The following is a 26,977-nucleotide window of genomic DNA, read 5'->3' as shown; positions in this document are numbered from 1 at the left end:
CCAGAACCGGGTCGGCGTTCAGGCTGCGCTCAGCTGCCGAAGGCCCAGGCCTCGCGGTCCCCGCGCAGTCTGGCGGCGAGCGCCGTCGCCTGTTCGTCGGTCAGCGACGCGACGTAGTCGAGGATGCCGCGCGCCCGACCGAGGCGGCCCAGGGCGCGAGGGTCGCTCTGCGGGCGGCCGCTGTCGGACTCGGGGTCGGCCGGAAGCCAGTCGGGGTTGTCCGCCCGCAGGCGGAAGTAGCCGTCGGTGGCGAGTTCGACGAAGTCGAGCAGCTTCTGCGGCGCGCGCGGGCCGTCGCGCGGGTCGTCGAGCCAGCTGTCCAGTTCGGTGACGAGCACGTCGAGCACCCGCGACTGGCCTCGCTGGTAGGTGGCGAAGTCCGGCCGGTCGATGACGAACCGGGTGTGGACGAACTTCAGCACGGTGACGTCGTGCCAGGCCTCGGGCAGGAGTGACACGTGGCCGGAGCGCACGTTCGGCTCCTCGACGACGAGGACGGAGCGCTGGAGGCGACCGATCCAGGACGACACGAACGATTCGATGGCTCGTTCGGTGCGGCTCGAACCGTCGAAGGGGACGGCGAGGAGCCCTTCGACGAGTTCGGTCGCGACGCGCTGGACCGATGCCCGGAAGTGCTCGTCGCTGGCGATCCACGGGTCGCGTGAGACGATCCGCCGGCGCAACAGTTCGAGCGAGTGGCCGGGTGCGCGGTTCCAGAGTTCGTCGGCGTCGAGCGCGGCGAGGGTGTGCTGATCGCGGAGGAAGGTGCGGAACTCGACCGCCACCGCCGCCTGCTGCAGGACGCCGGCCCGGTAGAAGTCGTCGAGGTCGTGCAGGGAGTAGGCGATGTCGTCGGCGACGTCCATCACGGAGCACTCGACGGTCTGCTGCCAGGGCGCGATCGCGGTGAACGCGCTGCGGGCGTCGAGCATGTCGTCGAGGTCGAGCGTGTAGGCGGAGAACTTCGGCGGCGCGGTCTCCCAGCGGCTGGCGGTGGACCCGCGCGGCATCCTCGTCGGATCGGCCGGGTCGAGGTCGGGGCGGTGGATGGTGCGGCCCCAGGGGTACTTGAGCACCGCGGCGCGGGAGGCGGCCGTGAGGTTGAGGCCCTCCTTCACCGTCTCGCACACGTCGAGCGCGGAGAGGATGCGGAACGACTGCGCGTTGCCCTCGAAGCCTTCCGCGAGACCGAGCCGCTCGCGCGCCAGACGGTCGAGGACCTGCTCGCCGAGGTGGCCGAACGGCGGGTGGCCGAGGTCGTGGGCGGAGGCGGCGGCCTGCACCACGACCGGGTCGCAGCCGCCGAGTCGCTCGACGATGGCGTTCTGCTCGGGATCGGTCGTGGTGAGCTGCATCGCGATGGCACGGGCGACCGCGGTCACCTTGATCGAGTGCGTGAGCCGGTTGTGGACGACCTGGCCGACGCCGGAGGGCGAGACGACCTGCGTCACCGCGGACAACCGCGCGAAGTACGGGGAGAACCGGATGCGCTCGAGGTCGACGCGGTACTCGGGGTACTCCTCGCCGGTCGCGAACCGGTCCACCGGCTCGGGGATGAGTCGCCGTCGCCGCTGGTCGTCGTCCATCCCCTCACTGTATTGCGCGGCGGGTGGGAGACTGCAGGGATGCATCCGATCGATCGACTCCGAGCCGAGGTCGCCGCGCAAGAGTCGAACGCCTGGGCCACCGAGCTCGGGTGGGAACCGCTCGTCGTCGCCTCCCCCGAGGCGCGCGTCCTCATCATCAGTCAGGCGCCTGGTCGCCTGGCGCAGGAGTCGGGCATCCCGTGGAACGACCCGAGCGGCGTCCTCCTCCGCTCCTGGATGGGTGTGACGCCCGAGGAGTTCTACGACCCGGCGAACGTCGCGATCATCCCGATGGACTTCTACTTCCCGGGCAAGGGGACCAGCGGCGACCTGCCGCCCCGCCGGGACTTCGCGCCGCGCTGGCATCCGCGCCTGCTCGAGCAGCTGACCGAGGTGCGCCTGACGATCCTCATCGGCGCCTACGCCCAGCGCGCCTACCTCGGACCGCGAGCCGGACGCACCCTGACGGAGAACGTCCGGGCCGCGGAGACCCACCTCCCGCTCTTCCCGATCGTGCACCCGTCACCGCTCGCACGCGGCTGGCGCAGCAAGAACCCCTGGTTCCAGGAGGAGACGGTCCCGCTCCTGGCCGCGCGGGTGCGGGCGGCGCTCACGATGTGACGAATAGGCTGATGAGGATGCCGGCACGCCGGCGTCTGATCGAAGGGACGGGGGGCACGTCGTGAGCGATGAACCGAGCACTGGCGACGGACTGCGGCCGCCGGCCGAACCGCTGTCAGGGCCGAGCTCAGCCAGGGAGCCTGCCGCGTCGGCCGCTGGATCCGTGTCAGCCGCCGACCCTGGAGCAGCCGACCAGGACGGACCGGTCACCGGACGAGCGTCCGGCGTCGGCATCACGCTGCTCCTGTTCGCGCTGTTGGTCGTGAGCTGGCTCGTCCAACTCTCCTTCGCATTGCAGGGTGAGTTCGGTCCGTCCGAGGACAGGCTCAGTGGCGGCGGAACGCTCGGCGGGTTCGTGCTCGGCGCCGCGATCGCGATCGGTTCGCCCATCGTCGTGCTCATCCTGCAGGCGCGGGTCCACAAGCGGACACCTCGACACTCGATCGTCGCCGTCATCGGCGCAGTCGTCGTGCTCATCATCGCCGTACCGATCAACGCCGTGGTGGTGGGCCTCCAGGCCGTGAGCGTCGTCAGCGGCAGCTAGGCGCTCGTGGCCGAGGATATGGGCGCGCGTTCGCGGGCGACGAGGTAGCCGAGGCGGCTATTCGAGGACTTCCCAGAGTTCGATCGGGAGGCCCTCGGGGTCGTGAATGCGGACGAATCGGCCGTATTCCGTCTCCCACTCGGTTCGACGCTCGACGGTGATACCGGCTCCCTCGAGATGCGCCGTCAGGGCATCCAAGTCGCTGACGCGAAGGTTGAGCATGAACGGCTGGTCGTGAGCGAACGACTCGCTCGTCCCCGCAACAGGCGCGAAGACGGTCATGCCGGCCTCCTGCATCCAGACGGCGTCTTCGCCCTCCGCGCCGACTTCGATGCCGAGATGCTCGCGGTACCACGCCGCGCGCGCCGACGGGTCATGACTGCGGAAGAACAACCCGCCGATGCCGAGAACGCCCATGGGGTGAGCTTATCGACGCGCTGAACTCCGCGGTCCCGACGCAGGCTCGAGAGCGGTGCTGCGGGACATGAGGACATACGGTGCACGTCCGCTGTCGTCCGTGATGGTCGATTGCGGTTCGAACCCAACGGCTCGCCAGAATCGCACTCCGCGCTCGTTCTGGACGTCCGGGTCGACGGTGAGTCGAGCGATGTTCCGTTCCCTCGCGCGGGACACCATGGCATCGACCACCCGTCGACCGGTCCCCTGACCTCGCGCGGAGGGCGACAAGATGAGGTCGATTCCACCGAAGTCAGTCCCGTCCACGTGCAGCTGAACGAGTCCGACCGCCTGCTCGTCGACGAGGACGAGGGAGCACTCGACGTCGGGCAGTCGTGCCCCCAGATACTTGGCGCGGATGAGCTCGTCGGACAGCCGTCCCGGCCCGCCCCATCCGTGTAAGGAAGGATCATCGAACAGGCGACGAAGCGTGGTGAAGTCATCCGTGGACGCGAGTTGCAGCCTCATCGAAGCCATCATGCCCGGGTGGCCAGTGAGCGTCCATAGCGGCTATGCGCCATAGGGTTTGACTCCTATGAGCCACTTCTCCGTTGTTCCCGCGTCGTATGTCTTCCTACGCCGCGATCAATCGGTCCTGTTGCAACGACGGCAGAACACCGGCTACATGGACGATTGTTGGTCAGCGGGTGCCGCCGGTCATGTCGAGCTCGGTGAAACTGCGACGTCTGCCGCAATCCGCGAGGCGAGGGAAGAACTTGGCGTCCAGGTGGCACCCGAGGCACTATCGGCCGTGGCTGTCATGCAGCGCACCGATGGCACAGCGAACCCGATGGAACAGCGCGTCGACTGGTTCTTCGTCTGCGACGTCTGGGGTGGCGAACCACTGATCCGAGAACCAACGAAGTGCGCAGAACTATCGTGGTTTCGCCTCGACGACCTACCGGTCAGCCTGCCCGCTCACGAGCGGCTTGCATTGGACGCCCTGCGCGAGGGGCGCAGATCAGCGGTCCTCACGTTCGGGTTCTGACCACCCGTCAGCGAGACTGTCCGGCCTTCCACCTGTCCCACAACTCGTTGACCTGATCCTTTGTGAACACAGGAACCTCCAGATCAATCCTGGGTGGCACGTTGACCAGTTGAGACCGCCGAAGAAGCTGAGCGTGCCTGGCAGTGGGAGAACCTGGCACCCGAGCTGCGCCCGATCGGCTTCCCCAGGGGGCTGTGACCGAACCCGTCTCCGGGAAGGCATCCGAAGGCCGCGACAGCGAAGAGGCCGTTGTCGCACCGAGCCCGAGCGGCTCGCCGCGAGTCGCTCTTACAGACCGGCGATTTCAGCCGATCGCACGACGAAGTACACGAGGATGGCGACGAATGCCACGACGAGGACGGCGGCGGTCCAGAACATCACGATGCGAAGCCGTCGTATCTGTGGAGATTCGCCGGGTCGATTCCAGGGTGCGCGAGCCATGGAGCAACCATAGCGGGGGGGGCGGCCCACGCTGAGCAAGCCGCCGCTCAGGTGCCGAGCTCTCGAGTCGCATCAGGAACGGCCGAGGCCGACGCGACGGCCCGAACCACCGCTGCGAGGGTCGCGCAGGCCTGAGCTGTCGAGAGGGCCCCGGACAGGATGCTTCGGGCGAGGGCGTCCCCGGCGCCGGGGATGGCACTCAACAATGCCGGGTCGATTGCGCCGGTCCATGGTTCCAGCGCCTCGCGGCAGATCTCGAGATACGCCAGCTCCGCTTCGGATCGGAGGGCATTCAACGTCGTCGATCCGCGAAGTGCGGACACGACGGCTGCAAGCTCCATCCCTTCCGCGATGCAGCAGCCGATGTAGGCCTCGGCGACCAGGTCAGCGACGGCGGTGAGATCCTGCGGTGCACCCGCGAGCACCGCGACCAGGGCGTCTCGCTGATGGGATTCGAAGGCCCGGTAGACCTCGGACAGCAATCCCGACAGATCGCCGAAGTGGTCATAGGCCACGGGCTTCGTCACGCCGGCGTGCGCAGCCACCCGCGCCAGCGTGACGTCCGCGAGGTCATGCGTGCGGAGGAGGTCGTGGAACGCATCGAGCAACTGCGCGTGGCGCGCGTCCCACGAGAGGCGACGTCTCGGTGCCGACCTCAGGCTGTCGTCCGTAGTGGGTTCCATCCCCCGATACTATCTACTCTTGGTAAGTTACTATCAGTAGGTAATGGATCGAGAGGATCACCCATGACGTCACGAGACACCATCGCCGCCACCGAAGGTTCAACAGAGGAGGCTTCAATCGCACCCACCACGCGCGTGTTCATTTTCGGGATCACGGGCAGGGTCGGCCGACTCCTCGCGACCAGGCTCCGCACCAAAGGGGCCATCGTCTCAGGCCTCACGAGGTCGTCGCTGCCGGATCCCGCCCTCGAAGCCGAGGGAGCGACGACCGTCACCGGCGAGCTCGGGGTCGCCACCACGGAGGAGATCACGGCGATGATCTCGGACTGGGACGTCATCGTCTTCGCGGCGGGGTCGAACGCCGGAGCCCAGAGCGTGACGGACGACATCGACGACGCGGCTCTGCAGCGTGTGTCGGAAGCGATCGCTGCGTCACCGGGGAAGCGTCTCATCCTGCTGTCCGTCCTGCCGGAGGCCTGGCGCGAACGGCAGCTGAGTGACGACGAAGAACACTACTTCGCCGTCAAGAAGCGAGCAGAGGTCGTACTCACCCGCCAGCCGATCGACTGGGTCATCCTCCGCCCGTCCCTACTGACCGACGATCCGGGCCAGGGAACGGTCGCCCTGGGGCCCGCCGAGCTCCACGACGAGATCACCCGCGAGGATGTGGCCGCCGTCCTCGAGGCACTCATCCTCGAGCCGACCATCAGCCGGCGAATCCTCGAACTGAACACCGGGCCGACCGCCATCACCGAGGCGGTCGGCCGCATCGCACGTGCCTACCAGGCGTAGGCCTCGGGGGCCTGGCCACCGGGGCCGGGGAAGAGCTCGTCGAGGGCGGTGAGGTCGTCGGCGCTCAGCTCGATGTCGACTGCTGCGACCGCGGACTCCAGCTGCTCGATCGTGCGCGGTCCGATGATCGGGCCGGTGACGCCGGGCTGGTGCAGGAGCCACGCGAGACCGAGCGACGCCGAGGTCCAGCCACGCTCGGCCGCGAAGCGGTCGTAGGCCTCGAGCTGGTCCTGCTGTTTGGCTCGGGCCTCGGTGATGCGAGACTCGCCCGACCGAGCGCCCTTGTCGGAGGAGCCACCGCTCAGCAGACCACCGGACAGCGGCGACCACGGCAGGATGCCGAGCCCGTAGTGCTGCGCGGCAGGGATGACCTCGAGCTCGATCGAGCGCTGCGCGAGGTTGTAGAGCGACTGCTCGCTGACGAGACCGAGGAAGTGTCGCTGTGAGGCGACCTCGTTGGCCTGCGCGATATTCCACGCGGCGAAGTTCGAGCTGCCGGTGTAGACGACCTCGCCGCGCGCGACGAGTACCTCCATCGCCTGCCACAGCTCCTGCCAGGAGATGTGACGGTCGATGTGGTGGAACTGGTACAGGTCGATCCGGTCCGTCTGCAGGCGCTCGAGCGACGCGATCGCCTCACGACGGACCTGCCAGGCCGACGCGCCACGCGCGTTCACGACGTCCGAGCCGTCGTCGTTCGGGGCGACCATGGGCGAGTGGACCTTCGTCGCCAGGACGATGTCGTCACGGACGCCGGGGCGGGCTGCGAACCACCTGCCGATGATCTCCTCCGTCGCTCCGCGACCGGCACTCCCGCCGTAGGCGTTCGCCGTGTCGAAGAAGTTGACGCCGAGGTCGAACGCCCGGTCCATGATCGCGAACGAGTCCTCTTCGCTGGTCCGATCGCCGAAGTTCATCGTGCCGAGCACGATCCGGGAGACCGTCGTCCCCGTGCGGCCGAGGTGCGTGTACTTCATCGTGGAGCCCTTCTCGTCGTCGAACCGGGCCGCGATCCCGCGGCGCGTCGAGTGTGTCACGGAAGCCGCCCGCTACACCCCCGGCTCGACAGGGCGGCCTCGACCGGCTACAGCCCGAGGCGATACCGTGGCACGATGCTCAGCCTCACCGACGTCTGGCCGCTCTTCGGCCTGGAGATCCGCACGCCGAGACTCGTCCTGCGCCTCGTGCGCGACGAGGACCTCCCCGGATTGATCGAGGCCGCCCTCGCCGGCGTCCACGACCCCGCCGTCATGCCGTTCTCCACGCCGTGGACCGACCAACCGCGCGAACAGCTCATCCGAGAGACCGCCCGACACCTCTGGACCCAGCGAGCGGGCGCGACGCCGTCGTCCTGGACGCTCAACCTCGCGATCCTCCTGGACGGGACGCCGATCGGTCTGCAGGACATCGGCGCCCGAGACTTCGCCGTCACGCGGACGGTCGGGAGCGGTTCCTGGTTGACGCAGGCACAGCAGGGCAAGGGGCTCGGCATCGAGATGCGGGCGGGCATGCTCCAGTTCGCCTTCGACCACCTCGACGCGCAGGTCGCGGTGTCGGACGCGGCCGTCTGGAACGGCGCATCGCTCGGCGTCTCGCGACGACTCGGCTATCGGGACAACGGCCTGCAACGCTTCATCGGGCGGCCAGGCGAGCTCGTCGAGTCACAGGGCCTCCGACTGCACCGCGACGAGTTCGTGCGACCCGACTGGACCGCCGAGGTCACGGGCCTCGATGCGGCACGGTCGGCGCTCCTCGGCGAGCCGTCAGCAGACTGACGGCGCGAGCGTCCGCGTCATCGTGACGGGATGACCGACGGATCCAGCGGCAGGACGAGGGTCGCGACGGTCGCACCGGGGGCGCTGGCCGTAGCGGGCGTGCTCCGCAGGGTCACGGAACCGCCGTGCGCGTCGGCGATCGCCCGCGCCGCCGGCAGGCCGAGCCCCACTCCCTGCACCGCCTGGTCCCGGGCGTACTCCGCCCGGTAGAACTTGTCGAAGGCCTGACGGAGTTCGTCGGCGCTCATCCCGACGCCCGTGTCGCTGACGGTCACCGCGGCGTGCCCGGCGCCCGGCTCGACGACCACGTCGACCGTCCCATCGGCCGGCGTGAACTTCACGGCGTTGGCGACGAGCTCGGTGATCGCACGGTGGACCTGCTCGGGATCCGCAGACACGACCGCCGCCGCATCGGCGTGCAGCCGGACGACCGGCCCCGAGACTCCCGCCGTCGCCGTCTCGATCGCGAGCGCGGCGACGTCCGTGAGGTCGATACGGCTCGGCTCGATCTGGACCGTCGAGTCAGATGCGGTCAACAGTTCCTGCACCCGCCGCTCCAGCTCGACCGCGTTGCGCTGGACGACCCGAAGCGCCGGGAGCAGACCGGGGGCGTCTACCTCGGCGTCGTCCATGATCAGTTCGAGGTAGCCGTGGATGGAAGTGAGCGGCGTGCGCAGCTCGTGGGACACCGTCGTGAGGAACGCCTCACGGACGTTGATCGCGTTCGCGAGTTCGGTGACGTCGTGGGCGACGATGACCGTTCCCAGGTGCGTGTCGCCATTGCGCATGACCCGCGTGGAGCTGGCGAGGATCGCACGCTGTTGCCCGGCCTCCCCCACCCATTCGAGATGGTTCGAGAGCAGCTCGCCCCGCAGCGCCCTGGGGATGATCTGCTCGTCGAACGGGATGGGTGTCCGACGATCGGCTTGGAGGACGTGTTCCCCGGCGTACGGCGGGGTGTCCAGCCGGAACCCGACGGCGGCGACCATGTCGGCAGCGTGCGCGTTCGCCACGCCCAGGGTGCCGTCCGCCGTGTAGAAGGCCACGCCCGCGTCTACCGTCTCGAGGATCGACTCGGCGAGCGCCTCCGCGTCGAGCGCCCTGGCGAGCGAGCGTTCGAGCTGCGCGGCCTGCTCCTGGATGGCGTGCCGGCTCCGTCGCAGTTGGCGGGCTCCGATGTTCACGGCGACCGCGATACCGATGGTGAGCATGGGCAGCAGTGCGACGTTGAGCCAGTCCACGGCGGTCTCCGGCGTGCGAGCCCGGAGGACGTAGGGAGCACTGCTGATGAACAGGGTTCCCGCCACAGCCAGGATGATCATCCGCGGGGTGAACCCGAACGCCAACCACAACACGGGGAAGATGCAGAGCAGGCTCGCGCCCGGAGTCACGCTGATGAGCTCGAGCCGGATGCTCGCGACGGCGAGGAGGTCGAGGACGGCGATGGCGGCCATCGCGTGCGTCGGCCAGCGTTCCCACGGCAGGACAGCTGCGAGGAGGGTGCTGATCGCCGCGAGAGCGGTGCCCGAGAGGACGGCGACCGTGAAGAACCGCTCGGGCAGGACGATCGCGACGAGGATCGCGACGATGCCGAAGGCGATCGCGAACGGGAGCTGTGCACGGGCGAACACCCGGAGTCGGCCGCGTCGAGAGGCTTCATGTTCCAACAGCGGCATGATCGCCCACTCTCTCCAGCTCGGTCAGAGAGGACGTCGGCCGGATTCCACGTCGATCAGCTGATCGACGTCAATCTAACCCATGCGCACGCGGACAGCCATCGTCGCAGGCCTGGAGCGCCGAGGCACCGCGTCCCGCGGACAGATTTGCGTTAATCGGATCACCGATCGGCGGAATCAGGAGCGGGCGAGCTGAGGGGTCCGTGCCGGATCGGAAGCCGTCGCCGCAGGCCGACGGTCCAGGTGGATCCCCGCGATCATGCAGCGGACGGAACCCCCGGCGAGCTCGATGGTCGGGACGTCCAACGGCAGGATCCGACAGCTGCGCTCGATGACCGCCAACTGTTCCGCCCGCAGGCTCTGGACGGCGCGACTCGAGATCGCGAGGAGGCGTTCCCCCGTCGCCGACCGCAGCTCGATCGCGTTGCCGGCGAAGTCGCAGACCTGCCCGTAGTCGAGGTCGACGATCGTCCGCCCGTGGGCCGTGAGCCGCTCGATCACCTGGTCGCGGCGCGCCGACGAGGCGATCAGGTCGAGACCGACGAGCGCGAATTCGGTCGCCACGCCCATCATGACGTTGGTGTGGTAGATCGGGACCCCGTGCGGGTCGACGGCGTCGAAGACGAGCGGCTCGTAGCCGAAGTTGGTGCAGAACCGCTCGAGGGCGATCGGGTCGGCACGGTGGGATCGCGCGACGAACGCCACCCGGGCCGCGTGGTCGAGCACCATCGCACCGGTGCCCTCGAGGAACACGTCGTCGAGCTCCAGCCCCGAGTAGTCGATGACGTCCTGCACGCGGTACTCGCGCTTCAGCATCTCGACGATGTCCCACCGGCGCTCGCGTCGGCGGTTCACCGCGTACATCGGATAGACCGCCAGGTGCCCGCCCGCATGGGTGGACAGCCAGTTGTTGGGGAAGACGCTGTCGGGGCGGTCCGGGTCCTCATCGTCGAACAGGTGGACGCGGACGCCCGCCGCATCGAGCGCCTGCGCCACGGCGGTGACCTCGTCGAAGGCCGCGTGAGCCACCCCGGCCACGGACGCCGACGGGACGCCGTCCGCGACCTGGAAGACGTTGTCGGCCGCGGTCAGCGGGTTCGGCGTGAACCGGTGCGGCCGGATGAGCACCACGGCCGACGGCGCCTGCACGGACATGTCGGACTCAGCCGACGGGAGAGAGCGCGCCGACGAGTCCGAAGAGGTCCTTCGGGTCGTCAGGGGCGGCGACGAGGTCGATCTCCTCGAAGTACTCGCTGCCGTCGACGGAGTCGCGGAGGAAGCGCAGCGCGGTGAAGTCCTCGATCGCGAAACCGACGGAGTCGAAGAGCGTGATCTGCTCCCGCGAGCTGCGGCCGGGGACGGCACCCGTGAGGACCTGCCAGAACTCGATCACCGGGAAGTCGGGAGCCATCTGCTGGATCTCGCCCTCGATGCGGGTCTGCGGCGGGAACTCGACGAAGACGTCGGCGCGATCGAGGATCGACGCCTCGAGCTCCGTCTTGCCGGGGCAGTCGCCACCGATGGCGTTGAGGTGCATGCCGGGCTCGACCAGGTCGTTCGTGAGCACGGTCGCGAGCGCCTTGTCGGCCGTGCAGGTCGTGACGACGTCTGCGCCCGCCACGGCGTCGGCGGCACTCGTCCCGATGACGACCTCGAATCCGAGCGGCTCCAGGTTGCGCGCGAACTTGTCCATCGCGAGCGGGTCGACGTCCCAGATCCGGACCGTGTTGATCCCGAGGGCGGCACGCATGCCAAGGGCCTGGAACTCGGCCTGGCTGCCGGCACCGATGAGGGCGTGGACGTTCGAGTCGGGACGGGCGAGGTGCTTCGCGACCATGCCCGACGTCGCGGCGGTCCGGAGGGCCGTGAGGAGCGTCATCTCGGCGAGGAACGTGGGGTAACCGTTGTGCACGTCGGCCAGGACGCCGAACGCCGTCACGGTCTGGTAGCCCCGGGCGGGGTTCGAGGGGTGACCGTTCACGTACTTGAAGGCGTAGGTCTCGTGGTCTCTCGTCGGCATGAGCTCGATGACGCCGAAGGGTGTGTGACTGGCGACACGCGGGCTCTTGTCGAACGACGGCCAGCGACGGAAGTCGGCCTCGAGGTAGCCGATCATGCCGGCGATGATGCGCTCAGGACCTCGGTCGGCCGTCCAGCGGACCATGTTGCGGACATCGACGAAACGCGTCATGACGTTCCCTTCCAGACGGGTCGGGGTGTGAGAGCCACCGTGCGCAGATCGCACCCGGTGCTTCGAGCCTAGATTTCGACGATCTGCACTTTCCATTCCAGAGATGCGCGATTTGTGCACAGGTTATGCACAATGTGAGTAAGTCGGTTGTACATTGTGAGCATGGCAGCGCTCGACGATCTCGACCGAAGGCTGCTGGCTGCGCTCCGAGCCGACGGTCGGGCATCGGTCGCGAGCCTCGCGCGGTCGCTCGACGTCACCCGGGCCACGGTCACCAGCCGCCTGGAGCGCCTCGTCTCCTCGGGCACCGTCGTCGGGTTCTCGGTCCGGGTGCGCGACGAACTGGACCCGGGGACCATTCGCGCGATCGCCTTCATCGAGGTCGAGGGCCGCTCCACGGACCACGTCATCCGCCAACTGCGCGGCTTCCCCGAGATCAGCGCACTCCACACCACCAACGGCGGGTGGGACCTGGTCGCGGAACTCCGCACCGAGACCCTCACCGACTTCGACCGCGTGCTCGGCGGGATCCGGCGCATCGAGGGCGTCGTCAACAGCGAGACGAGCCTCCTGCTGAGTTCCGTCCTCCGCTGACGCCGCGGTCGCGGTCGCGGAGCTTCAGCCCCGGTCCCTGAGCTGAACCCGGTCCCTGAGCTGAACCCGGTCCCTGAGCTGAAACCCGGTCCCTGAGCTTGTCGAAGGGCACACGGCCTGACCCCGCCCTTCGACAGGCTCAGGGACCGGACGGGGAGCTCAGGGACCGGACGGGGAGCTCAGGGACCGGACGGGGAGCTCAGGGACCGGACGGGGAGCGCAGGGAACGGACGGGTGCGACGAGCCGACGCTAGAGGCGCGGGTCGATCGGCTCGGACTCCATGGCGAGCACGCCGAAGACGGCTTGGTGCACCCGCCAGGTCGGTTCACCGGCGACGAACCGTTCGACCGCCTCGGCGCCGAGCGCGTACTCACGCAGCGCCATCGACCGCTTGTGGCCGATGTCCCGATCGCGCAGGCGCTCGAGGTTGTGCGGCTCCGTGTAGTCGGGACCGTAGATGATGCGCAGGTACTCACGGCCCCGCACCTTGATGCCGGGCTGCGCGAGCGACTTCTCACCGCGGACGAGACCGGCCACAGGCTTCACGACCATGCCCTCACCACCCGCACCGGTCAGCTCCTCCCACCACGCGGTCGCGGCATTCTCGGAGGCCGACGAGGTGAGGTCGACCTCGATCGAGCGGGTCCGACGGATGAGCTCCGGGTCGGCTTCCGCCAGGCGATCCGCGACCGCGAGATGCCAGGCGTGGTCGCGGCCCAGGTGACTCGCCCCGGTCGAGGCGAGGAGCTGGAACGGAGCGATCTGCACGCCCTCCAGACCGTTCGAGGGCGCGGTGTACGGGCGGTAGGCCGCAACGTAGGCGTCGGCGGCCTCGGCCCGTCGACGCGTCCGCTCAAGCAGGTCCGAGACGTCGACACCCGTCGCCGCCGCCTGCTCCAGCACGTGCACGGCCGCCGGGAGTGCAGCGGTCGCGGCAGCTCCGACCGAGGCGTACTGGTCGCGGATCAAGCTCTCCGCCTTCACCGACCATGGCAGCAGCTCGCTGTCGAAGAGCAACCAGGAGGCGTCGAATTCCTCCCAGAGACCGGCTCGCTCCACGGCGGCGTCGAGCCGGGTCAGGAGCGTCTGCGTCGTCTCCTCGTCGAAGAACGGGCGTCCGGTTCGGGTGTGGACGGTCCCGCGCCACCCGGCAGACGCACCGAAGGGTGCCGGATCACGCGTGAGCAGCACGACGGCTCGCGAGCCCATGTGCTTCTCCTCGCAGACCACCCGGTCGAGCCCCTCCCGGCGATACGCCTCGAACGCCTCAGCGGGGTGCTCCAGGAGGTCCTTCCGCTGCGAGGTGCTCGGCGGGCTCATCGTCGGCGGCAGGTAGAGCAGGCGCCGCGGGTCGATCGCGAACCGGCTCATGACCTCGAGTGCGCCGGCCGCCGCATCTTCGCGGATGCCGACCCGGCCCGAGACGCGGGTCTCGACGACCTGTTTGCCGAGGACGTCGTCGATGCGCAGCAGCCCGGGATCCCGCTGCTCACCGGCAGGACCGGTGGGGCGGCCGAGCGGCACGACGGGTTCGTACCAGACCTGCTCGGCCGGGACGTCGACGACCTCGCGCTCCGGCCACCGCAGGGCACTCAGCTTGCCGCCGAAGACGCAGCCGGTGTCGAGGCACATCGTGTTGTTGACCCACTCGGCGTCGAGGGTCGGCACGTGGCCGTAGAGGACGGTCGCCTTGCCGCGGTAGTCCTCCGCCCAGGGCAGCCGCACGGGCAGGCCGTACTCGTCGGTCTCCCCCGTGGTGTCGCCGTACAGCGCGAACGACCGCACCCGCCCGGAGGCGCGTCCGTGATACTGCTCGATCAGGCCGGCGTGTGCGACGACGAGCTTCCCGTCGTCGAGGACGAGGTGTGCGACGAGTTCGCGACAGAACCGTTCGACCTCGGCACGGAACTCCTCCGGCTCCTCGGCCAGTTGGGCGAGCGACTCGGCGAGCCCGTGACTGGTCTGCACCCGCTTGCCCTGCAACGCCCGGACGAGCTTCGACTCGTGGTTCCCGGGCACCGCCAAGGCATGTCCCGCGCCCACCATCCCCATCGCCAGTCGCAGCACGCCAGGAGTGTCCGGCCCGCGGTCGACGAGGTCGCCGAGGAAGATCGCGCGGCGGCCCTCGGGGTGGGCGGCGTCGATCGGCCGACCCTCCACATCGCGCTCGATGACGTACCCGAGCTTCGTCAGCAGGGTCTCGAGCTCGCTTCGGCACCCGTGCACGTCGCCGATCGCGTCGAAGGGACCGCGCTCCTGACGGCGGTCGTTGAGCAGCGGCTCACGGACGAACGACGCCTGCGCGATCGCCTCCACCCCGGAGAGCACGTGGACCTTCCGGAAGCCCTCCTTGCTGAGGTGCCGCATCGACCGGCGCAGTTGGTCCTGCTGCCGGGTGATGACGGCCGCGCCGAACGAACGGTCCTCGCGAGCCTCGTTGCGCTCGATGCAGACGCGCTCCGGGACGTCGAGCACCACGGCGACAGGGAGGACGTCGTGGTTGCGTGCCAGGTCGATCAGCGACTTGCGCGAGGCCGGTTGGACGTTGGTCGCGTCGATGACCGTGAGGAGCCCGGCGTCCAGGCGGCGAGCAGCCACATCGCGGAGCGCGGCGAAGGCCTCGGCGCTGGCGGCCTGGTTGTTCTCGTCGTTGGAGACGAGCCCGCGGAAGAAGTCGCTCGACAGGGTCTCGAACCGGCCGAAGTGCGTGGCGGCGAAGGTCGACTTGCCGGACCCGCTCACCCCGATGAGGACCACGAGCGACAGTTCGGGGATCGGCAGTGCGGCGGGGGTCTGCTCGAGGTCGCTCATGAGATGGCCTTCCGGAAGATGGCGAGCTGCGTCGGCGAGCCGAGCTGCGGGTCGACATCGCCGACCGTGCGGTGCTCGACGCCGTAGCCGTACCGCTCGGCCGCGGTGGTGCACCAGGTCGCGAACTCTTGACGGTCCCACTCGAACCGGTGGTCGGGGTGTCTGAACCCGCCCGCCGGCAGCGAGGGGTACAACGCGTTGTATTCGCGGTTCGGCGTCGTGACGATCACGGCTTCGGGAGCCGCAGCACCGAAGATCGAGGCCTCGAGTGCATCGAGGCGCTCGGCGTCGATGTGCTCGACGACCTCCATGAGCACGATCGCATCGAGTCCGCGCAGCCGGCCGTCGGCGTAGGTGGCCGAGGACTGCAGCAGCTGGACACGCTCGCGGATGCGATCGCTCGCGTCGCGGAGCCCGAGCCGCTGCGACGCGGCTGCGAGCGCGCGTGCGGAGACGTCGGTACCGATCACCGAGGTGACGAGAGGATCCGCCAGCAATCGCGTGAGGAGGGCGCCCTCGCCGCACCCGACGTCGGCGACCGACCGCGCCCGCACGTCGGCGAGCGCCCGCAGGACCGCCTCGGCGCGCAGGCCGGCGAGCGCCGGGGCGCGCTTCGTCCGTGAGGCGGTGGCCGCGTCGTCCCCGTCGGCACCGTCGGTCCGCGCCTCCGGGTCCAGCTGCGACTGCGCATCGGTGACCATCCGCGACTGGTGCGCGAGATACCGCTTGGTGATCAGGTCCCGGTCGGGGTGGTCGGCCAGCCACCCCTCGCCGGCGCGCAGGAGTTTGCCGACCTCGTCGTCGGAGACCCAGTAGTGCTTGGCGTCGTCGAGGACGGGCAGCAGGACGTAGAGCTGGCGGAGCGCGTCCGCGAGGCGGAGATCACCGGTCAGCTCAAGGTCGACGTATCGCGAGTCGCCCCACGCGGGGACCGTCGGGTCGAGCGGGATCGCCCGTTCGACGACGGTCCAGCCGAGCGGACCGAAGAGTCGGGTCGCCAGCTGCTCCAGGCCTCGCGACGGCACCGCCGCGACCGTGATCGTCAGCGGGAGCGCTGCCGCGGCGAGCTCCGGGTGGGAGTCGCTGCGGCCGGTCATGGCGCTGCGGAACACCTGCCCGATCGCGACGGCGACCATCGACGACGACGCGTACGGTCGGTCGTTCACGTACTGCGAGAGCGACGCGCTGTCACCGCCACCGAAGCGCTTCTGACGGACGAGCGCGATCGCGTCGACCTCGAGCAGCAGGGCGATGGTGCACCGCTCGTCGGTCGCCTCCGGGTAGAACACGTGCGCGCGCCCGACGCTGAGGTCGAAGCTCTGCGCCCGCGCGGGATGCTTGCGGACGAGGTGCCCCAGGTCGGCGGCCGACGGCGCGGTCGAGGTGATGGTGACGAGCACAGGTCCATCCGTCCGGTCAGCGGCGAGGTTCCTGAAAGCCTAGCGGCGGTCGTGGTGCGTGCGTGAGTCGCCCGAATCTGCACGGAATTCAGCGATTTCCGTGCAGTTCCGGGCGACTCAGCGCTGCAGACCGGCCCGCCGCCAGACGAGGAGCGCGAGGTACGCCGGGAGCGAGGCGCCGAAGAACGGCAGGAGCGTCGGGAACAGGTAACAGACCAGGGCGAACGTCACCGCACCGACGAGGAGCAAGAGGGCCGTGAAGGGACGACGGGCGACGAGTGCCCCGGCCCCGACCAGCCACGCCCGAGCCGACGCGTCCGGTTGCAGCGCCGCCGACACCGGGAGCGCGAGCAGGAGGAGTCCGAGGGCGAGTGCCACCGGCGCGGTCGCGGCGAGCAGCGCGATCGCGACCGCCGACCCCTGTTCGAGCTGGGCGGTCAAGAACGAGACGTCGACGACGAGCATCGCCATGACGACGACGACCCCGACGCCAAGGGGCAGCGAGCGTCGCCAGGTCGCCGCGAACTCCCGGAAGACGCCGGTGAAGACCGCGTGCTCCTCGCCGTCGAGCCAGCGTCGCATCGAGCGGCTCGCCGCGATGACCGCGGGGACGGCGGTCACCACACCGAGCGATAGCACCGCGGCGGCCAGACCTGCGGCCGCGACGTTCATCGGGTGGACAAGCGCACCGAGCAGACGACCTTCCCAGCCGGTGCGCTTGACTGCCATGCCGCTCATCCTCGCAGCCTCCGTCCTGCGAAGCCGTTACCGGCCGCGTCCATCCCCTCATGACGTGGTCGCGCTCCGTCGAGCCGCACGACCACCTGTTCCACGTCCGTCAGCCCGGGGATCGTCATCATCAGTCCCCCGTCGTCCTCGGTCATCGTCGCGGCCGGCGGAACGGACTCACCGAACCGCACGGGTTGGAGCACGGACACGAACCGCGCCGAGTGCGACGGGGACGAGGTCCGGCGCAGCGTGTGCTGCACCCGCTCGATCTCGAGCCCCGGTGTCGACGAGGTCGGGTTGGCCTGGACCACCGTCGGATGCACGACGTCGATCGAATCGACGTCGTCGAGCGAGGTCACGAGGAGTCCAGCAGCGCCGGCGGGCGCGAACCGACGTCCGTCGTCCAACGGCGCCGCCGGGTGCGTCGTCTGCAGCAACCAGGTCCAGGAGCGGGCGGTGTCCGCCTCGAGGTCGTCGACGAGGACGAGCGCGCCGCTCGGCGTCCGCACGAGGTGGCGCCGGAGCCTGCGGACGCCGAGTTCCGGCGCGTACAGGGCGCCGATCTCGCTGACCGTGTGCACCCAGTCCTCGGCGAGCGTGACCTCGAGCATCTCGCCGACACGGTCCTCGGCGAGTCCGGCGTGGACGTCGTAGTGTCCTTCACGCCCGTACCCGGCACCGTCGACGAGCACACCGTTGTGGTGCTCCGTCCGCTTGCGGGAGGAGTAGCCCTCGTCGATCGCGAGGTACTCGCCGCCGCCGAGCAGGACGAACGCGCCCGCGTCGGGGTGATGATGGCCGGTGTTGAGGGTCGTCCAGCCCCGTTCGCGCCGGTGACGGTGCGACTCACGCCACGCCCGCCAACCGCCGCCTGGCGACGCCTTGACCGAGACCAGCGTCGCATCCGCGTCCCACGACGTCCGACCGGCCACGAGGCCGAGATCGGGGAAGTACCTGGCCGTCGGGAGCTCCTCAGGACCGATCGCCTCGACCGTGGGGTCGAACCAGAGCAGCTCCTGATACGCCTCGGGCAACACCCCCGGGCGCACACCGCTCTGCGACGCCTCCCGCCAGAGGAGGTCGGTCGACACACGGTCGGCCAGCCACTGGGCCTGCGGGATCCGGTACTCGGCGGCCAGCTTCCGGTACAGCGCGATCGAGTGTCCGCTGCGACGGTCGTGGCAGTCACCGTGATCGACGATGCGCTCGAGGTCCGGAGCGGCCTGGTGGAGCCGGAACCAGAAGGTCTCCCGGAGGTGCTCGCTCCGCGGGAACCAGTCGACGCCCTCGGCGGCACGCAGCACGTCGAGATAGCTCACCAACCACGGCTCGCCGTAGCGCCAGTACACGACGCCCTCGTGGTTCGAGCCATCGGTCGGCAGGAGGTCGAGGACCTCGTCGAAGTTCGCCTTCGCGCACTCGGTCCAGGCCAGGGCGCCGGGATGCTCGTCGGCCAGGACGTACCCGGCGGTGGCGAGACCGGTGAAGCAGATCCAGTTGTGGTTCTGCCAGTACGACGACGACCACCAGTCGCCCTCGGTCTCGACGGCGAAGTCGAACAGGCGGGTGCCCTGCAGGATCAGGCGATCCCGGAGCCGGGTCCGCTCCCCCTCGTCGAGCGCATCACCCGCCCAGGCGAGGGCCAGCGACAGTCCGTGGAGCAGCCAGCCGGCATCGAGGTCGTGGTCCGGCAGATGCGCGCGACCCCAGTGCTCGAAGGCCAGTGGTGGCGCGAGCCAGCGTCGCAGCTCGTCGAGGTAGTGCGGCTGCCCGGTCAGCCGGTGGGCGAGCGCGAGGTTCGCCGCGGCGGGGCCGAAGTACGTGATCGAGGCCAGCGGGTGCTCCGTCGGGAGCTCGATCCCACGGAGGCGTTCGCACTCGTCGAGCAGGCGACGGAACTCGCGATGCCGCACGCCGGTCAGCTCGGCGCAGAGGCGGTCCTCTCGCCCGTCGAGGAGCAGTGCGGGGATCACGGCAGCAGCTCCCGTTCGAGGGTTCGCCCGTCGGACAGGCCGACGACCAGGCGTCCCGCATCGAGACGGATCGACGTGATCGGCGACACCTCCGCCTCGGCGAAGACCGACACGAACGTGACCCGCGCGGCCGTCGCCGTCCAGTCGCCGACGGCCAGGGGGACGGTCGGGTCGTCCGACGGCCCTCTGCCCGGGGCGTCCACGAGGACGGACGCGACATCCGCGACATGGTGGCCGTGCAGCCGACGCCCGGACGGGCCGGACCAGCCGGTGCGCCACCCGTCACCGTGCTGGACGACCTCGAACGGCACAGCGGGTCGGAGGGCGGAAGTGAAGGTCCGGAGCGAGCCGTCGGCGGTCGCTGCACGGAGCACGTCGATGAGGATCCCACCGGTGGACTCGACCCGCCGGTCGAGTCGGACGCCGGCGATCGCCTCACTGGAGGAGGCGTGGACGAGCGTCGTGTCGGAAGCATGGTCGACCTCCCAGCGCTCCACGCGGGCCGAACTCTCGAGCTGATCGGCGTCGTCCGCCCGGACGGTCGGGTGCGCCGTCGTCCTGGCGTAGTGGTCGCGTCGCAAGGCGCTGCCGTACGGCGGGACGCCGGGAGCGGGCTGCCAGGCGACCCCGTCTCCGTAGAGGTACAGGGCGAGCGTGTCGAGATGCCCATGCGAGCCGCCGTGCGGTCCGGCGTCGAGCACCGCCTGCAGGGAGCTCGCCTCGGAGCGCACGACCGCGTAGCCGACGTCGGCGAAGAGCACCGAGCCACGGCCGGGTGCGTCACCTGACATCACGAGCGGTGCCCCGGAGAACCAGCCGTCGAGGAGGTCCTCGAGTCCGTCGTGACCAGCACCGATACGTCGCCGAGCCCAGGTTTCGACCGCGTCGAGACCGGTCCGATCCCAGAGCTGTCCGGCGAGCACGCAGATCTCCAACACTTCGAGGTGGACGCCGAGTCGGTCGTAGGGGCCGTCGTGCAGCATCGGCAGACGTCCGTCCGGTCCGGCGAAGCCGACGAGCACGTCGACCATCCGGCGCAGCCGATCGACGAGGGCCGGATCGAGCGCCGCCGGGTCGGCCCCGGCGAGGGTGAGGAGATAGGCGCGGAGCACGAACAGGTGGTAGTAGGTGGACCCCTCCCACTCCCAGCCGTCCTGGCGGATGGCGACGGCCGAGTGCACGACCGCCTGCTCGATCCAGCGCGCCTGATCCCCGTGCGGCGCGACTCCGCCCACTGCGGCGAGCGCCCGGGTGGCCAGGCCACCGGCGGCGTCGAGCCAGGCGACGTAGTTGCTCGTGAGGTCGTCGCGCTCGATGACGAGCACCCGACGGGACTCGACGATCGTCTCCATGAGGGCCTCGAGCATCGTCGCGACGGGTGTGCCCATCGCCTCCCGGGCCGCCTCGTCCTCGGCGAGCACGACGACCGCGTCGGCGATCTGGGTGGCCCAGATCGCTTCGGTCAACGCCTGCTTGAAGAGCTTGCCCTGCAGCATCCAGCTCTCGCTGTCGCGGTTCCACTCGGCCGTGATCTCGGCGGAGTAGTCGGCGAACTCGCGCACGATGGCGAGGGCCTGTGCCTGGTCGGCCGGGTCGCCGTGTCGACGGAACCGTCGCGACGCCGTCCGCGCGAGTCGGGCCGCAGCCTGATGCTCGAGCACCAGCCACGCCGAGGCGTACGGCTCCCCGTGCAGTTCGCAGCCGTAGGTGCAGACGAAGGCGTCGCCGCGTGCCTCGAGCAGCTCGGTGCCGTGGGTGGGGCAGACGAAGTCGTGCCACCAGCCGCCGCGCGCCCGGGTGACGGTGGTCATCGGAAGTTTGCCCCTCCGTTGATGTCGACGACCTGGCCGGTCACGAACGACGACAGTTCGGAGGCGAGGAACAGGGCGACCCCGGCCACGTCGTCCACCGTGCCCGCGCGCCCGAGCGGGATGCCCGCGACGATTCCCTCCTGCGCCTTCGTCGGCGTGAAGGTGTTGTGGAACGCCGTGTCGCCGATGAAGCCCGGGGCGACCGCGTTCACCGTCACGCCGGCGGGCGCGATCTCCTTCGCGAGCGCCCGGGTGAACCCGATGACGCCGGCCTTCGCCGCCGCATACGGCACCGATCCCGCCCCGCCGCCGTTCTCGCTGGCGAGGGACGACATGAGGATCACGCGTCCGGCACCGGAGGCGGTGAGGGCGGGGAGCGCGGCCCGCGTGACGGCGAAGCTGCTCGTGAGGTTCACGTCGAGGACCTGGTGCCAGTGCTCGTCGGTCATCTCGGCGACCGTCGCCCGCCCGACGAGGTGGCCGGCGTTGTTGACGAGGATGTCGAGGCCACCGAGCGCCTCGGTCGCCTGCTGCACCACGGCGTCCGCCTGGGCGGAGTCGGTCAGGTCGCCCTGGACCGCGATGGCCGTCCGACCGGCGGCGGTGAGCTCGTCGACGACCGCGGCTGCGCCGTCCGCGCTCGACGCGTAGTGCACGGCGACGTCCGCTCCGCTCGCGCCGAGTGCTCGGGCGATCGCGGCTCCGATGCCGGCGCCTCCGCCGGTGACGAGGGCGCGGCGGCCGGTGAGGTCGATCTGCATGGTGATTCCTTTGCTGGTGTTCGGTCCGCTCGTGATGAGCGGTGGGCGGGGTCGCCGGCTACTTGATGCCGGCGTTCGTGAACCCCTGGATGAAGTACTTCTGGCAGAACAGGAAGAGGAGGACCATCGGGATGGTCGCCATCGTGGTGCCGGCCATCAGGTATTGCCACTGCGTCCCGTCGAGCTGTTGGAACACCGCGAGCCCGACCTGGATCACCCTGAGGTCGTCCCTCGTGGTGACGAGGAGCGGCCAGAGGAAGTTGTTCCAGCTCTCCTGGAAGGTCAGGAGCGCGACCGTCGCGATCGCCGGCTTGATGAGTGGCGTGTAGATCCGGGAGAAGATGCGGAACTCGCTGAGTCCGTCGATCCTTGCTGCCTCGGCGAGCTCCGTCGGGAGCGAGAGGTAGAACTGACGGAACAGGAAGATCGCGGTCGCGCTCAGGCCACCGGGGATGATGAGCGCCCACCAGGTGTTGAGCCACCCGGATCCGCCCTGCCCGAGGATGTCGTTCCCACCGAACAGGGGCATGAACTTCACGAGCAGGAACTGCTGCACGATCTTCGTGTAGGTCGGGATCATGAGCATCGCGACGAAGCCGAGGAACACGAGCTCCCGACCGCGGAAGCGGATCCTGGCCAGCGAGTAGCCGGCCATCGCCGCGAAGATCAGTGTGATGATCGTGTGCGACGCGGAGATGATGAAGCTGTTCCGGAAGTACGTCGCGAAGGGCGCCGCCTGGAGCGCCTCCGGGTAGTTGCTCCACTCCCACACCTTGGGCAGGAACGTCGGCGGGAACTCGGCGAGCTCCGCCGGAGACTTCAGCGACGTCGCGATCATCCAGATGAACGGCACGACCATCGTGAGCGCACCGAGCGTGAGGGCAAGGTTGAGGACGACGCGTCCGATCCACCGGCGGTTCCGACGACGCCCGGCGGGCTTCGTCGGGAAGTCCTCGTGAGCTCCGGTGACGAGCGACCTCGTCGTGAGCGGTTCGGCGGTCATCCCTCGTCACCCTTCGTCGCGCGGCGGCCGATGACGGTCATGACGAGGAGCATCAGGAACAGCAGCACCGACTGCGCCGACGCCATCCCCATCTCGAAGTTCTGGAACGCGGAGCGGTAGACCTCGTAGGTCATCATCGTCGTGGAGTTGGCGGGTCCGCCGTCGGTCAGGACGTAGATCTGGTCGAACACTTGGAACGCTCCGATGATCGAGATGATGAGCACGAAGAAGGTGGCGGGCTTCAGCATCGGCACGGTGATCGCGAAGAACTTGCGGATCGGGCCGGCACCGTCGACCGCGGCGGCCTCGTAGAGCGAGGGGTCGACGTTCTGCAGCGCCGCGATGTAGATGAGCATCTTGATGCCGATGCCCTGCCACGCTCCGACGAGGATGACCGAAGGGAGCGCCCACTCGGGGTCGGCCAGCCAGGCCTGACCCGGGATCCCGACCACCGAGAGGATCCCGTTCAGGAGACCTTGCTGCGGGTTGAAGATCCACAGCCAGACCATCGCGATGGCGACCGTGGCCGTCACCTGCGGGAGGAAGAACGCGGTCCGGAACCAGGTGCGCAATCGCAAGTTCTGGTTGAGCGCGACGGCGATGACCATGGCGATCGCCATCGAGGCGGGCACGGTCCAGAAGGTGTAGACGATCGTGTTCCACGTGGCCTGGCCGAACACCGGGTCCTGGAAGATCTCCACGTAGTTGTCGAGACCGATCCACGCGGGTGCGTCGAAGATGTCGTAGTCGGTGAAGCTCAGGGCGATCGTCGCGAGGACGGGGATCGCGGTCCAGAGGCCGATGTGGAACACGGCCGGAGCGACCATGAGCCAGCCGAACAGTCCGCTCTTCCGTGCCGCACGCTTGCTGGCGGCCCGCCGCGGGATGGGTGGAGGTTGCCGAGGGTCGAGCGTCCTCGGGACGTCGGGGGTGCGCGTCGCGGTCATGATCACCGGTCCAACTTCTTCTGGAAGGTCGCGGCGAGGTCGGTGAGCGCCGCCTTCGCCGTCTTCTTGCGGAGGATCGCGTTCTCGATCGCCGGGGCGACGTCGCCGCGGAGACCGAGCCACTTGGGGGGCCCGCCCTCACGCTTGGCGACCGACAGGTTCTCCATGGCGAACTGCACCAGGCGGTCGTCCTGCACGTACTCGCTCTCGAGGAGCTCGGTGAGCGCCGGCACGTTGCCGCGTTGCTGATTGGCCGCCAGCGCCGGGCCGGGGCTCGCCAGGAACTCGACGAGTTTCTGCGCCGCCCGTTCGTGGGCCGAGGTGGCGGAGACCGCCGCCATCGTGCCGCCGACGAACATGCTGGGCGAGTCACCGGGGATGAGGAACGGCTCGAGGTCGTCCAACACCTCCGGGTCGGCCGCCTCGGCCTGGGTCCACACGTTGTTGTGTGCGATCGCCATCGCCGCGCGTCCGTTGATGAGCGGGTTGACGGTCGCATTGGGCGCCGAGAAGCCGGTGTCCTCCACCTTCTCGTCGTGGAAGAGGTCGACGATCCGTTGCAGTGCCTCCACACCTTGCTCGGAGTCGAACGCCGGCGAGCTGTTGTCGTCGGAGAAGAGCGATCCGCCGTTCGAGAACAGGGCCGTCTCGAACATCTGGCGCGGTTCGATGGTCAACATGTCGAAGCCGGTGCGCGTCAGCTTGCCCGAGGCGTCGCGCTCGGTCAGCGCATCGGCCATCTCGACGAGTTCGTCCCAGGTCCGAGGGGTGTGGTCGTAGCCGGCCTCGCGGAGGAGGTCCATCCGCGCCACCCCGAAGCGGGCGTCGAGCATGATCGGGACGCCGTAGACGTCACCGTTCCAGAGCCCGGCCTCGACGATCTGTGGCGTCATGGTCTGCTCCAGCGACTCGGCGGTGAGGCCGCCGTCGGTGAGGTTGGCGAGCACCCCGCGATCGGCGAAGGCCTCGATCCATCCGACGCCCATCATCATGACGTCCGGCACGAGACCTGAGACGACACCGGTGGTCAGCTTCTCGTTGAGCCGGGCGTAGTTCGTGTAGTCGACGGACACGGTCACGTCGGGGTACATCTCCGTGAACTGCGGCAGCAGCTCCTCCTCCAGCAGCTTCTGGCCCGCTGTGCCCTCGAAGATCGGGGTCAGCATCGTCAGGTCGCCGCTGATGGCGTTCGGGTCGGTGTCCTCCTCGGCTGCCGGGGTCGAGCACGCGCCGAGAGCCAGCGCGAGCGCACTCGCGGTGAGCAGTCCGGTGGCGATGCGGGCCCTGCGGATGCCGGTCGTCCGTCGGTGGCGGGGCCTCATGGTCCGGGTGGTCATGCGTTGGTTCCCTTCACGGGTATCGATTCGGGGCGACGATGCCGCGAGTCCGTGACGTCGTCGTCATCGGTATCCAGGATCGGCGATGATCTTGTGTATCGATTTACCGACCATAACCGCCACATCCGGTGACGTCAACCGGCTCCGCGTCGGCGCTCTTAGCCGATACCAGTCATAGAGCGGCAGAATTGGCGCGATGTTGGTGGCGCGAACACTTTATCGATACACTGCAAAGCGGTACCGACGCCGTGTTCCCGGCTGACGCGGAGCCACGAAGGGGGCGGTCATGACCGACAAGGTGACGATCCAACAGGTCGCCGCGGCAGCGGGCGTCTCGACGAGCACCGTCTCGAACGTCCTCAACAGTCGCTCCGACCGGATGCAGCCCGAGACCCGCGACCGCGTCTTCGCAGCCATCAGCGCCCTCGACTACCGGCCCAACCGGGCAGCACGGCAACTGCGCACCGGGCAGACGAAGACGATCGGCCTCATCGTGCCGTCGGTCAGCAACCCGTTCTGGGGAGCGTTCGCCCGCGAGCTCGAGCAGGCCGCACTCGGCCACGGCTACAACGTCCTCCTCGGCAACAGCGAGCGCGACCCCGGACGAGAGCTCGGGTACGTCGAGGAGCTGTGGGACAACGGCGTCCGCGACATCGTGCTCTGCACCTCACTGCCGTCCCTCGACCACCTGGCGTCGTTCGTCGAGCGCGGCCTCAACCTCATCCTGTTCGACCGCCCCGTCCAGCCCGGCGACCCGCCCCTCGTCGCGAGCATCGGGATCGACAACCACGTCGGCGGCAGCGTCGCGACGTCCCACCTGACGGGGCTCGGGCACCGGAGGATCGCGTTCGTCTCCGGGTCGCAACGTTCGGTGAACCGGACCGTCCGGCACGCCGGCTTCCTCGCGGCGGTCCAGGCGGCGGGCCTCGACGCGGCGGAGTTGCCGGTGTGGGCCGGGCTTCCGGCCGGTGCCGACGAGCTCGAGGCACCGGAGGTCGGCCGACGGGCCGTGCACGACCTGTTCAGCGCCGGTCCACCGCCGACGGCCATCATCGCGATCAACGACATGACGGCCCTCGGGGTGTGCAAAGGCATCCGCGATCTCGGACTCGGCATCGGCACGGACGTCTCCGTCGTCGGCTTCGACGACATCCCCCTGGCCGATCTCGTGTCACCGTCGCTGACGACCGTCCGTCAGCCGATCGCCCGGATGGCGGCGTTGGCGGTCGAGCAGGTGGTCACGCGCGAACGGACCGACGACCGGGAGTCGACCCACGCGATCCTGCTCCGCCCGGAACTGGTCGTGCGTGACTCGACGGGTGCGGCGCCCGCCGAGCCGGCACGCGGCTGATCAGCCCCCGAACAGCTTGCCGAAGAACCCTTTTCGCGGCTTCCAGCCGGCGGCGGTCAGGGCGTCGATGACGGGTTGCTTCACCTCGTCCGTCGTGAACTGGTAGCCCATGAGGTGGCCGGTCGTGGTGCCGTTCCGGTCGGTCGACTGTGCGATCGGCGCGGCGCGCCCACCGAAGGTGAAGGTCTTCTGGGGCCCCGACTGCCACGTGCGTTTCGTCGAGAGCCCGTCGAAGCCGACGGTGGTCTTCGAGGAGGAGGAGTGCTCGTGGAACTCCCATTCGCCGTCCTCCGGGTGCAACTCGACCCGGAGCTCGTAGTCGGCGCTGAACAAGCCGGCGCCGAGGAATCCGAGCCACCGCTGGTCGGCGTACCGCCAGTGTGCGACGACGCCGTCGGGAGTCGGGTCGTAGATGAACGGGAGGTCCTCGCTGTTCAGAGCGAGGATCCGGGCCTGGGCGTCGGCGAGGTCGAAGGTCATGTCGCCGAGTCTATGCACCCGGCCGC

Annotated in this window: 26 protein-coding genes; 7 read left to right on the top strand and 19 right to left on the bottom strand. The window is 69.3% G+C overall.

The genetic code is table 11. The features are described 5' to 3' along the window. Positions 1 to 29 precede the first annotated feature (29 nt). Positions 30 to 1,586 carry a deoxyguanosinetriphosphate triphosphohydrolase family protein gene (locus tag ITJ66_RS01260; RefSeq protein WP_124767894.1) on the bottom strand — a complete coding sequence of 519 codons (1,557 nt, stop codon included), beginning with the start codon at positions 1,584 to 1,586 and terminating at the stop codon, positions 30 to 32. Positions 1,587 to 1,625: 39 nt separating this feature from the next. On the opposite strand from ITJ66_RS01260, the gene ITJ66_RS01255 reads away from it, so the two are divergent. Together ITJ66_RS01255 and ITJ66_RS01250 are read left to right on the top strand one after the other, a co-directional pair. Beyond that, positions 1,626 to 2,207 (top strand): uracil-DNA glycosylase family protein, encoded by a 582-nt coding sequence (locus ITJ66_RS01255; protein ID WP_194642957.1) that lies wholly within the window; start codon positions 1,626 to 1,628, stop codon positions 2,205 to 2,207. Between the two features lie 163 nt (positions 2,208 to 2,370). Then, positions 2,371 to 2,751, top strand: coding sequence for a hypothetical protein (locus tag ITJ66_RS01250; protein WP_194642955.1), 381 nt, complete (start codon positions 2,371 to 2,373; stop codon positions 2,749 to 2,751). Positions 2,752 to 2,808: 57 nt separating this feature from the next. Here ITJ66_RS01250 and ITJ66_RS01245 read toward each other — a convergent pair whose 3' ends face one another. Both ITJ66_RS01245 and ITJ66_RS20065 read right to left on the bottom strand, forming a co-directional pair. Next, complete coding sequence (locus tag ITJ66_RS01245) at positions 2,809 to 3,168, bottom strand: VOC family protein (protein ID WP_194642953.1); 360 nt, start codon at positions 3,166 to 3,168, stop codon at positions 2,809 to 2,811. Positions 3,169 to 3,177: 9 nt separating this feature from the next. Continuing rightward, complete coding sequence (locus tag ITJ66_RS20065) at positions 3,178 to 3,675, bottom strand: GNAT family N-acetyltransferase (protein WP_194642951.1); 498 nt, start codon at positions 3,673 to 3,675, stop codon at positions 3,178 to 3,180. A 67-nt stretch (positions 3,676 to 3,742) separates the two neighbouring features. Between ITJ66_RS20065 and ITJ66_RS01235 the strand changes: the two genes are divergently transcribed. Next, on the top strand, positions 3,743 to 4,195 hold the full coding sequence (locus tag ITJ66_RS01235) for an NUDIX domain-containing protein (RefSeq protein WP_194642949.1): 453 nt from the start codon (positions 3,743 to 3,745) through the stop codon (positions 4,193 to 4,195). A 288-nt stretch (positions 4,196 to 4,483) separates the two neighbouring features. Here ITJ66_RS01235 and ITJ66_RS19645 read toward each other — a convergent pair whose 3' ends face one another. Both ITJ66_RS19645 and ITJ66_RS01230 read right to left on the bottom strand, forming a co-directional pair. Then, on the bottom strand, positions 4,484 to 4,636 hold the full coding sequence (locus ITJ66_RS19645) for a hypothetical protein (RefSeq protein ID WP_192019005.1): 153 nt from the start codon (positions 4,634 to 4,636) through the stop codon (positions 4,484 to 4,486). 47 nt (positions 4,637 to 4,683) lie between these two features. Then, a complete protein-coding gene (locus ITJ66_RS01230) occupies positions 4,684 to 5,244 on the bottom strand; it encodes a TetR/AcrR family transcriptional regulator (protein ID WP_228501420.1) in 561 nt (186 codons plus the stop codon). A gap of 138 nt (positions 5,245 to 5,382) precedes the next feature. Here ITJ66_RS01230 and ITJ66_RS01225 point away from each other — a divergent pair, with 138 nt between their 5' ends. Then, on the top strand, positions 5,383 to 6,111 hold the full coding sequence (locus ITJ66_RS01225) for an NAD(P)H-binding protein (protein WP_194642947.1): 729 nt from the start codon (positions 5,383 to 5,385) through the stop codon (positions 6,109 to 6,111). Here the strand turns inward: ITJ66_RS01225 and ITJ66_RS01220 are convergent. Then, complete coding sequence (locus tag ITJ66_RS01220) at positions 6,099 to 7,088, bottom strand: aldo/keto reductase (protein WP_194644735.1); 990 nt, start codon at positions 7,086 to 7,088, stop codon at positions 6,099 to 6,101. The two genes, ITJ66_RS01225 and ITJ66_RS01220, sit on opposite strands and share 13 nt — an antisense overlap. A gap of 135 nt (positions 7,089 to 7,223) precedes the next feature. On the opposite strand from ITJ66_RS01220, the gene ITJ66_RS01215 reads away from it, so the two are divergent. Further along, a complete protein-coding gene (locus ITJ66_RS01215; protein ID WP_138945793.1) occupies positions 7,224 to 7,886 on the top strand; it encodes a GNAT family N-acetyltransferase in 663 nt (220 codons plus the stop codon). A gap of 17 nt (positions 7,887 to 7,903) precedes the next feature. Here the strand turns inward: ITJ66_RS01215 and ITJ66_RS01210 are convergent, their stop codons facing one another. The 3 genes from ITJ66_RS01210 to ITJ66_RS01200 form a co-directional block, all read right to left on the bottom strand. Then, entirely contained in the window at positions 7,904 to 9,562 is a 1,659-nt protein-coding gene (locus ITJ66_RS01210; protein WP_194642945.1) for a cell wall metabolism sensor histidine kinase WalK, read from the bottom strand. A 177-nt stretch (positions 9,563 to 9,739) separates the two neighbouring features. Then, complete coding sequence (ctlX, locus tag ITJ66_RS01205; RefSeq protein ID WP_192018893.1) at positions 9,740 to 10,717, bottom strand: citrulline utilization hydrolase CtlX; 978 nt, start codon at positions 10,715 to 10,717, stop codon at positions 9,740 to 9,742. Between the two features lie 7 nt (positions 10,718 to 10,724). After that, positions 10,725 to 11,753 carry an ornithine cyclodeaminase gene (locus ITJ66_RS01200; protein ID WP_194642943.1) on the bottom strand — a complete coding sequence of 343 codons (1,029 nt, stop codon included), beginning with the start codon at positions 11,751 to 11,753 and terminating at the stop codon, positions 10,725 to 10,727. A 162-nt stretch (positions 11,754 to 11,915) separates the two neighbouring features. Between ITJ66_RS01200 and ITJ66_RS01195 the strand changes: the two genes are divergently transcribed. After that, positions 11,916 to 12,347, top strand: a complete 432-nt coding sequence (locus tag ITJ66_RS01195; RefSeq protein ID WP_079704383.1) for an Lrp/AsnC family transcriptional regulator — start codon at positions 11,916 to 11,918, stop codon at positions 12,345 to 12,347. 250 nt (positions 12,348 to 12,597) lie between these two features. Here the strand turns inward: ITJ66_RS01195 and ITJ66_RS01190 are convergent, their stop codons facing one another. The 9 genes from ITJ66_RS01190 to ITJ66_RS01155 form a co-directional block, all read right to left on the bottom strand. Further along, positions 12,598 to 15,159 carry a polynucleotide kinase-phosphatase gene (locus ITJ66_RS01190; protein WP_194642941.1) on the bottom strand — a complete coding sequence of 854 codons (2,562 nt, stop codon included), beginning with the start codon at positions 15,157 to 15,159 and terminating at the stop codon, positions 12,598 to 12,600. Further along, positions 15,156 to 16,559: a 3' terminal RNA ribose 2'-O-methyltransferase Hen1 gene (locus ITJ66_RS01185; protein ID WP_194642939.1), complete on the bottom strand. Its 1,404-nt coding sequence runs from the start codon at positions 16,557 to 16,559 to the stop codon at positions 15,156 to 15,158. Before ITJ66_RS01185 ends, ITJ66_RS01190 begins: the two co-directional genes overlap by 4 nt. Before the next feature lie 117 nt (positions 16,560 to 16,676). Beyond that, positions 16,677 to 17,288, bottom strand: a complete 612-nt coding sequence (locus ITJ66_RS01180; RefSeq protein WP_194642937.1) for a DUF624 domain-containing protein — start codon at positions 17,286 to 17,288, stop codon at positions 16,677 to 16,679. A gap of 5 nt (positions 17,289 to 17,293) precedes the next feature. Then, positions 17,294 to 19,261 (bottom strand): heparinase II/III family protein, encoded by a 1,968-nt coding sequence (locus ITJ66_RS01175; protein ID WP_228501418.1) that lies wholly within the window; start codon positions 19,259 to 19,261, stop codon positions 17,294 to 17,296. Beyond that, the gene (locus tag ITJ66_RS19640; protein ID WP_228501416.1) at positions 19,258 to 21,072 is read right to left on the bottom strand and encodes a heparinase II/III family protein; all 1,815 of its coding nucleotides are present in this window, start codon (positions 21,070 to 21,072) and stop codon (positions 19,258 to 19,260) included. The genes ITJ66_RS01175 and ITJ66_RS19640 overlap by 4 nt, the downstream gene beginning before the upstream one ends. After that, a complete protein-coding gene (locus tag ITJ66_RS01170) occupies positions 21,069 to 21,833 on the bottom strand; it encodes an SDR family NAD(P)-dependent oxidoreductase (RefSeq protein ID WP_194642935.1) in 765 nt (254 codons plus the stop codon). Before ITJ66_RS01170 ends, ITJ66_RS19640 begins: the two co-directional genes overlap by 4 nt. Before the next feature lie 58 nt (positions 21,834 to 21,891). After that, positions 21,892 to 22,836 (bottom strand): carbohydrate ABC transporter permease, encoded by a 945-nt coding sequence (locus tag ITJ66_RS01165; protein ID WP_194642933.1) that lies wholly within the window; start codon positions 22,834 to 22,836, stop codon positions 21,892 to 21,894. Beyond that, positions 22,833 to 23,783, bottom strand: coding sequence for a carbohydrate ABC transporter permease (locus tag ITJ66_RS01160; RefSeq protein WP_079706135.1), 951 nt, complete (start codon positions 23,781 to 23,783; stop codon positions 22,833 to 22,835). Before ITJ66_RS01160 ends, ITJ66_RS01165 begins: the two co-directional genes overlap by 4 nt. Before the next feature lie 2 nt (positions 23,784 to 23,785). Then, the gene (locus tag ITJ66_RS01155) at positions 23,786 to 25,120 is read right to left on the bottom strand and encodes an extracellular solute-binding protein (RefSeq protein WP_194642931.1); all 1,335 of its coding nucleotides are present in this window, start codon (positions 25,118 to 25,120) and stop codon (positions 23,786 to 23,788) included. Between the two features lie 286 nt (positions 25,121 to 25,406). On the opposite strand from ITJ66_RS01155, the gene ITJ66_RS01150 reads away from it, so the two are divergent. Further along, positions 25,407 to 26,471, top strand: a complete 1,065-nt coding sequence (locus ITJ66_RS01150) for a LacI family DNA-binding transcriptional regulator (protein ID WP_194642929.1) — start codon at positions 25,407 to 25,409, stop codon at positions 26,469 to 26,471. Here the strand turns inward: ITJ66_RS01150 and ITJ66_RS01145 are convergent, their stop codons facing one another. Beyond that, entirely contained in the window at positions 26,472 to 26,951 is a 480-nt protein-coding gene (locus ITJ66_RS01145) for a hypothetical protein (RefSeq protein WP_194642927.1), read from the bottom strand. Positions 26,952 to 26,977: the final 26 nt, after the last annotated feature.

The organism is Plantibacter sp. VKM Ac-2885, from assembly GCF_015351205.1.
GTDB lineage: Bacteria > Actinomycetota > Actinomycetes > Actinomycetales > Microbacteriaceae > Plantibacter > Plantibacter auratus.
The sequence above is the reverse complement of the archived record's forward strand: the minus strand, read 5'-3'. Positions and strand labels throughout refer to the sequence as shown.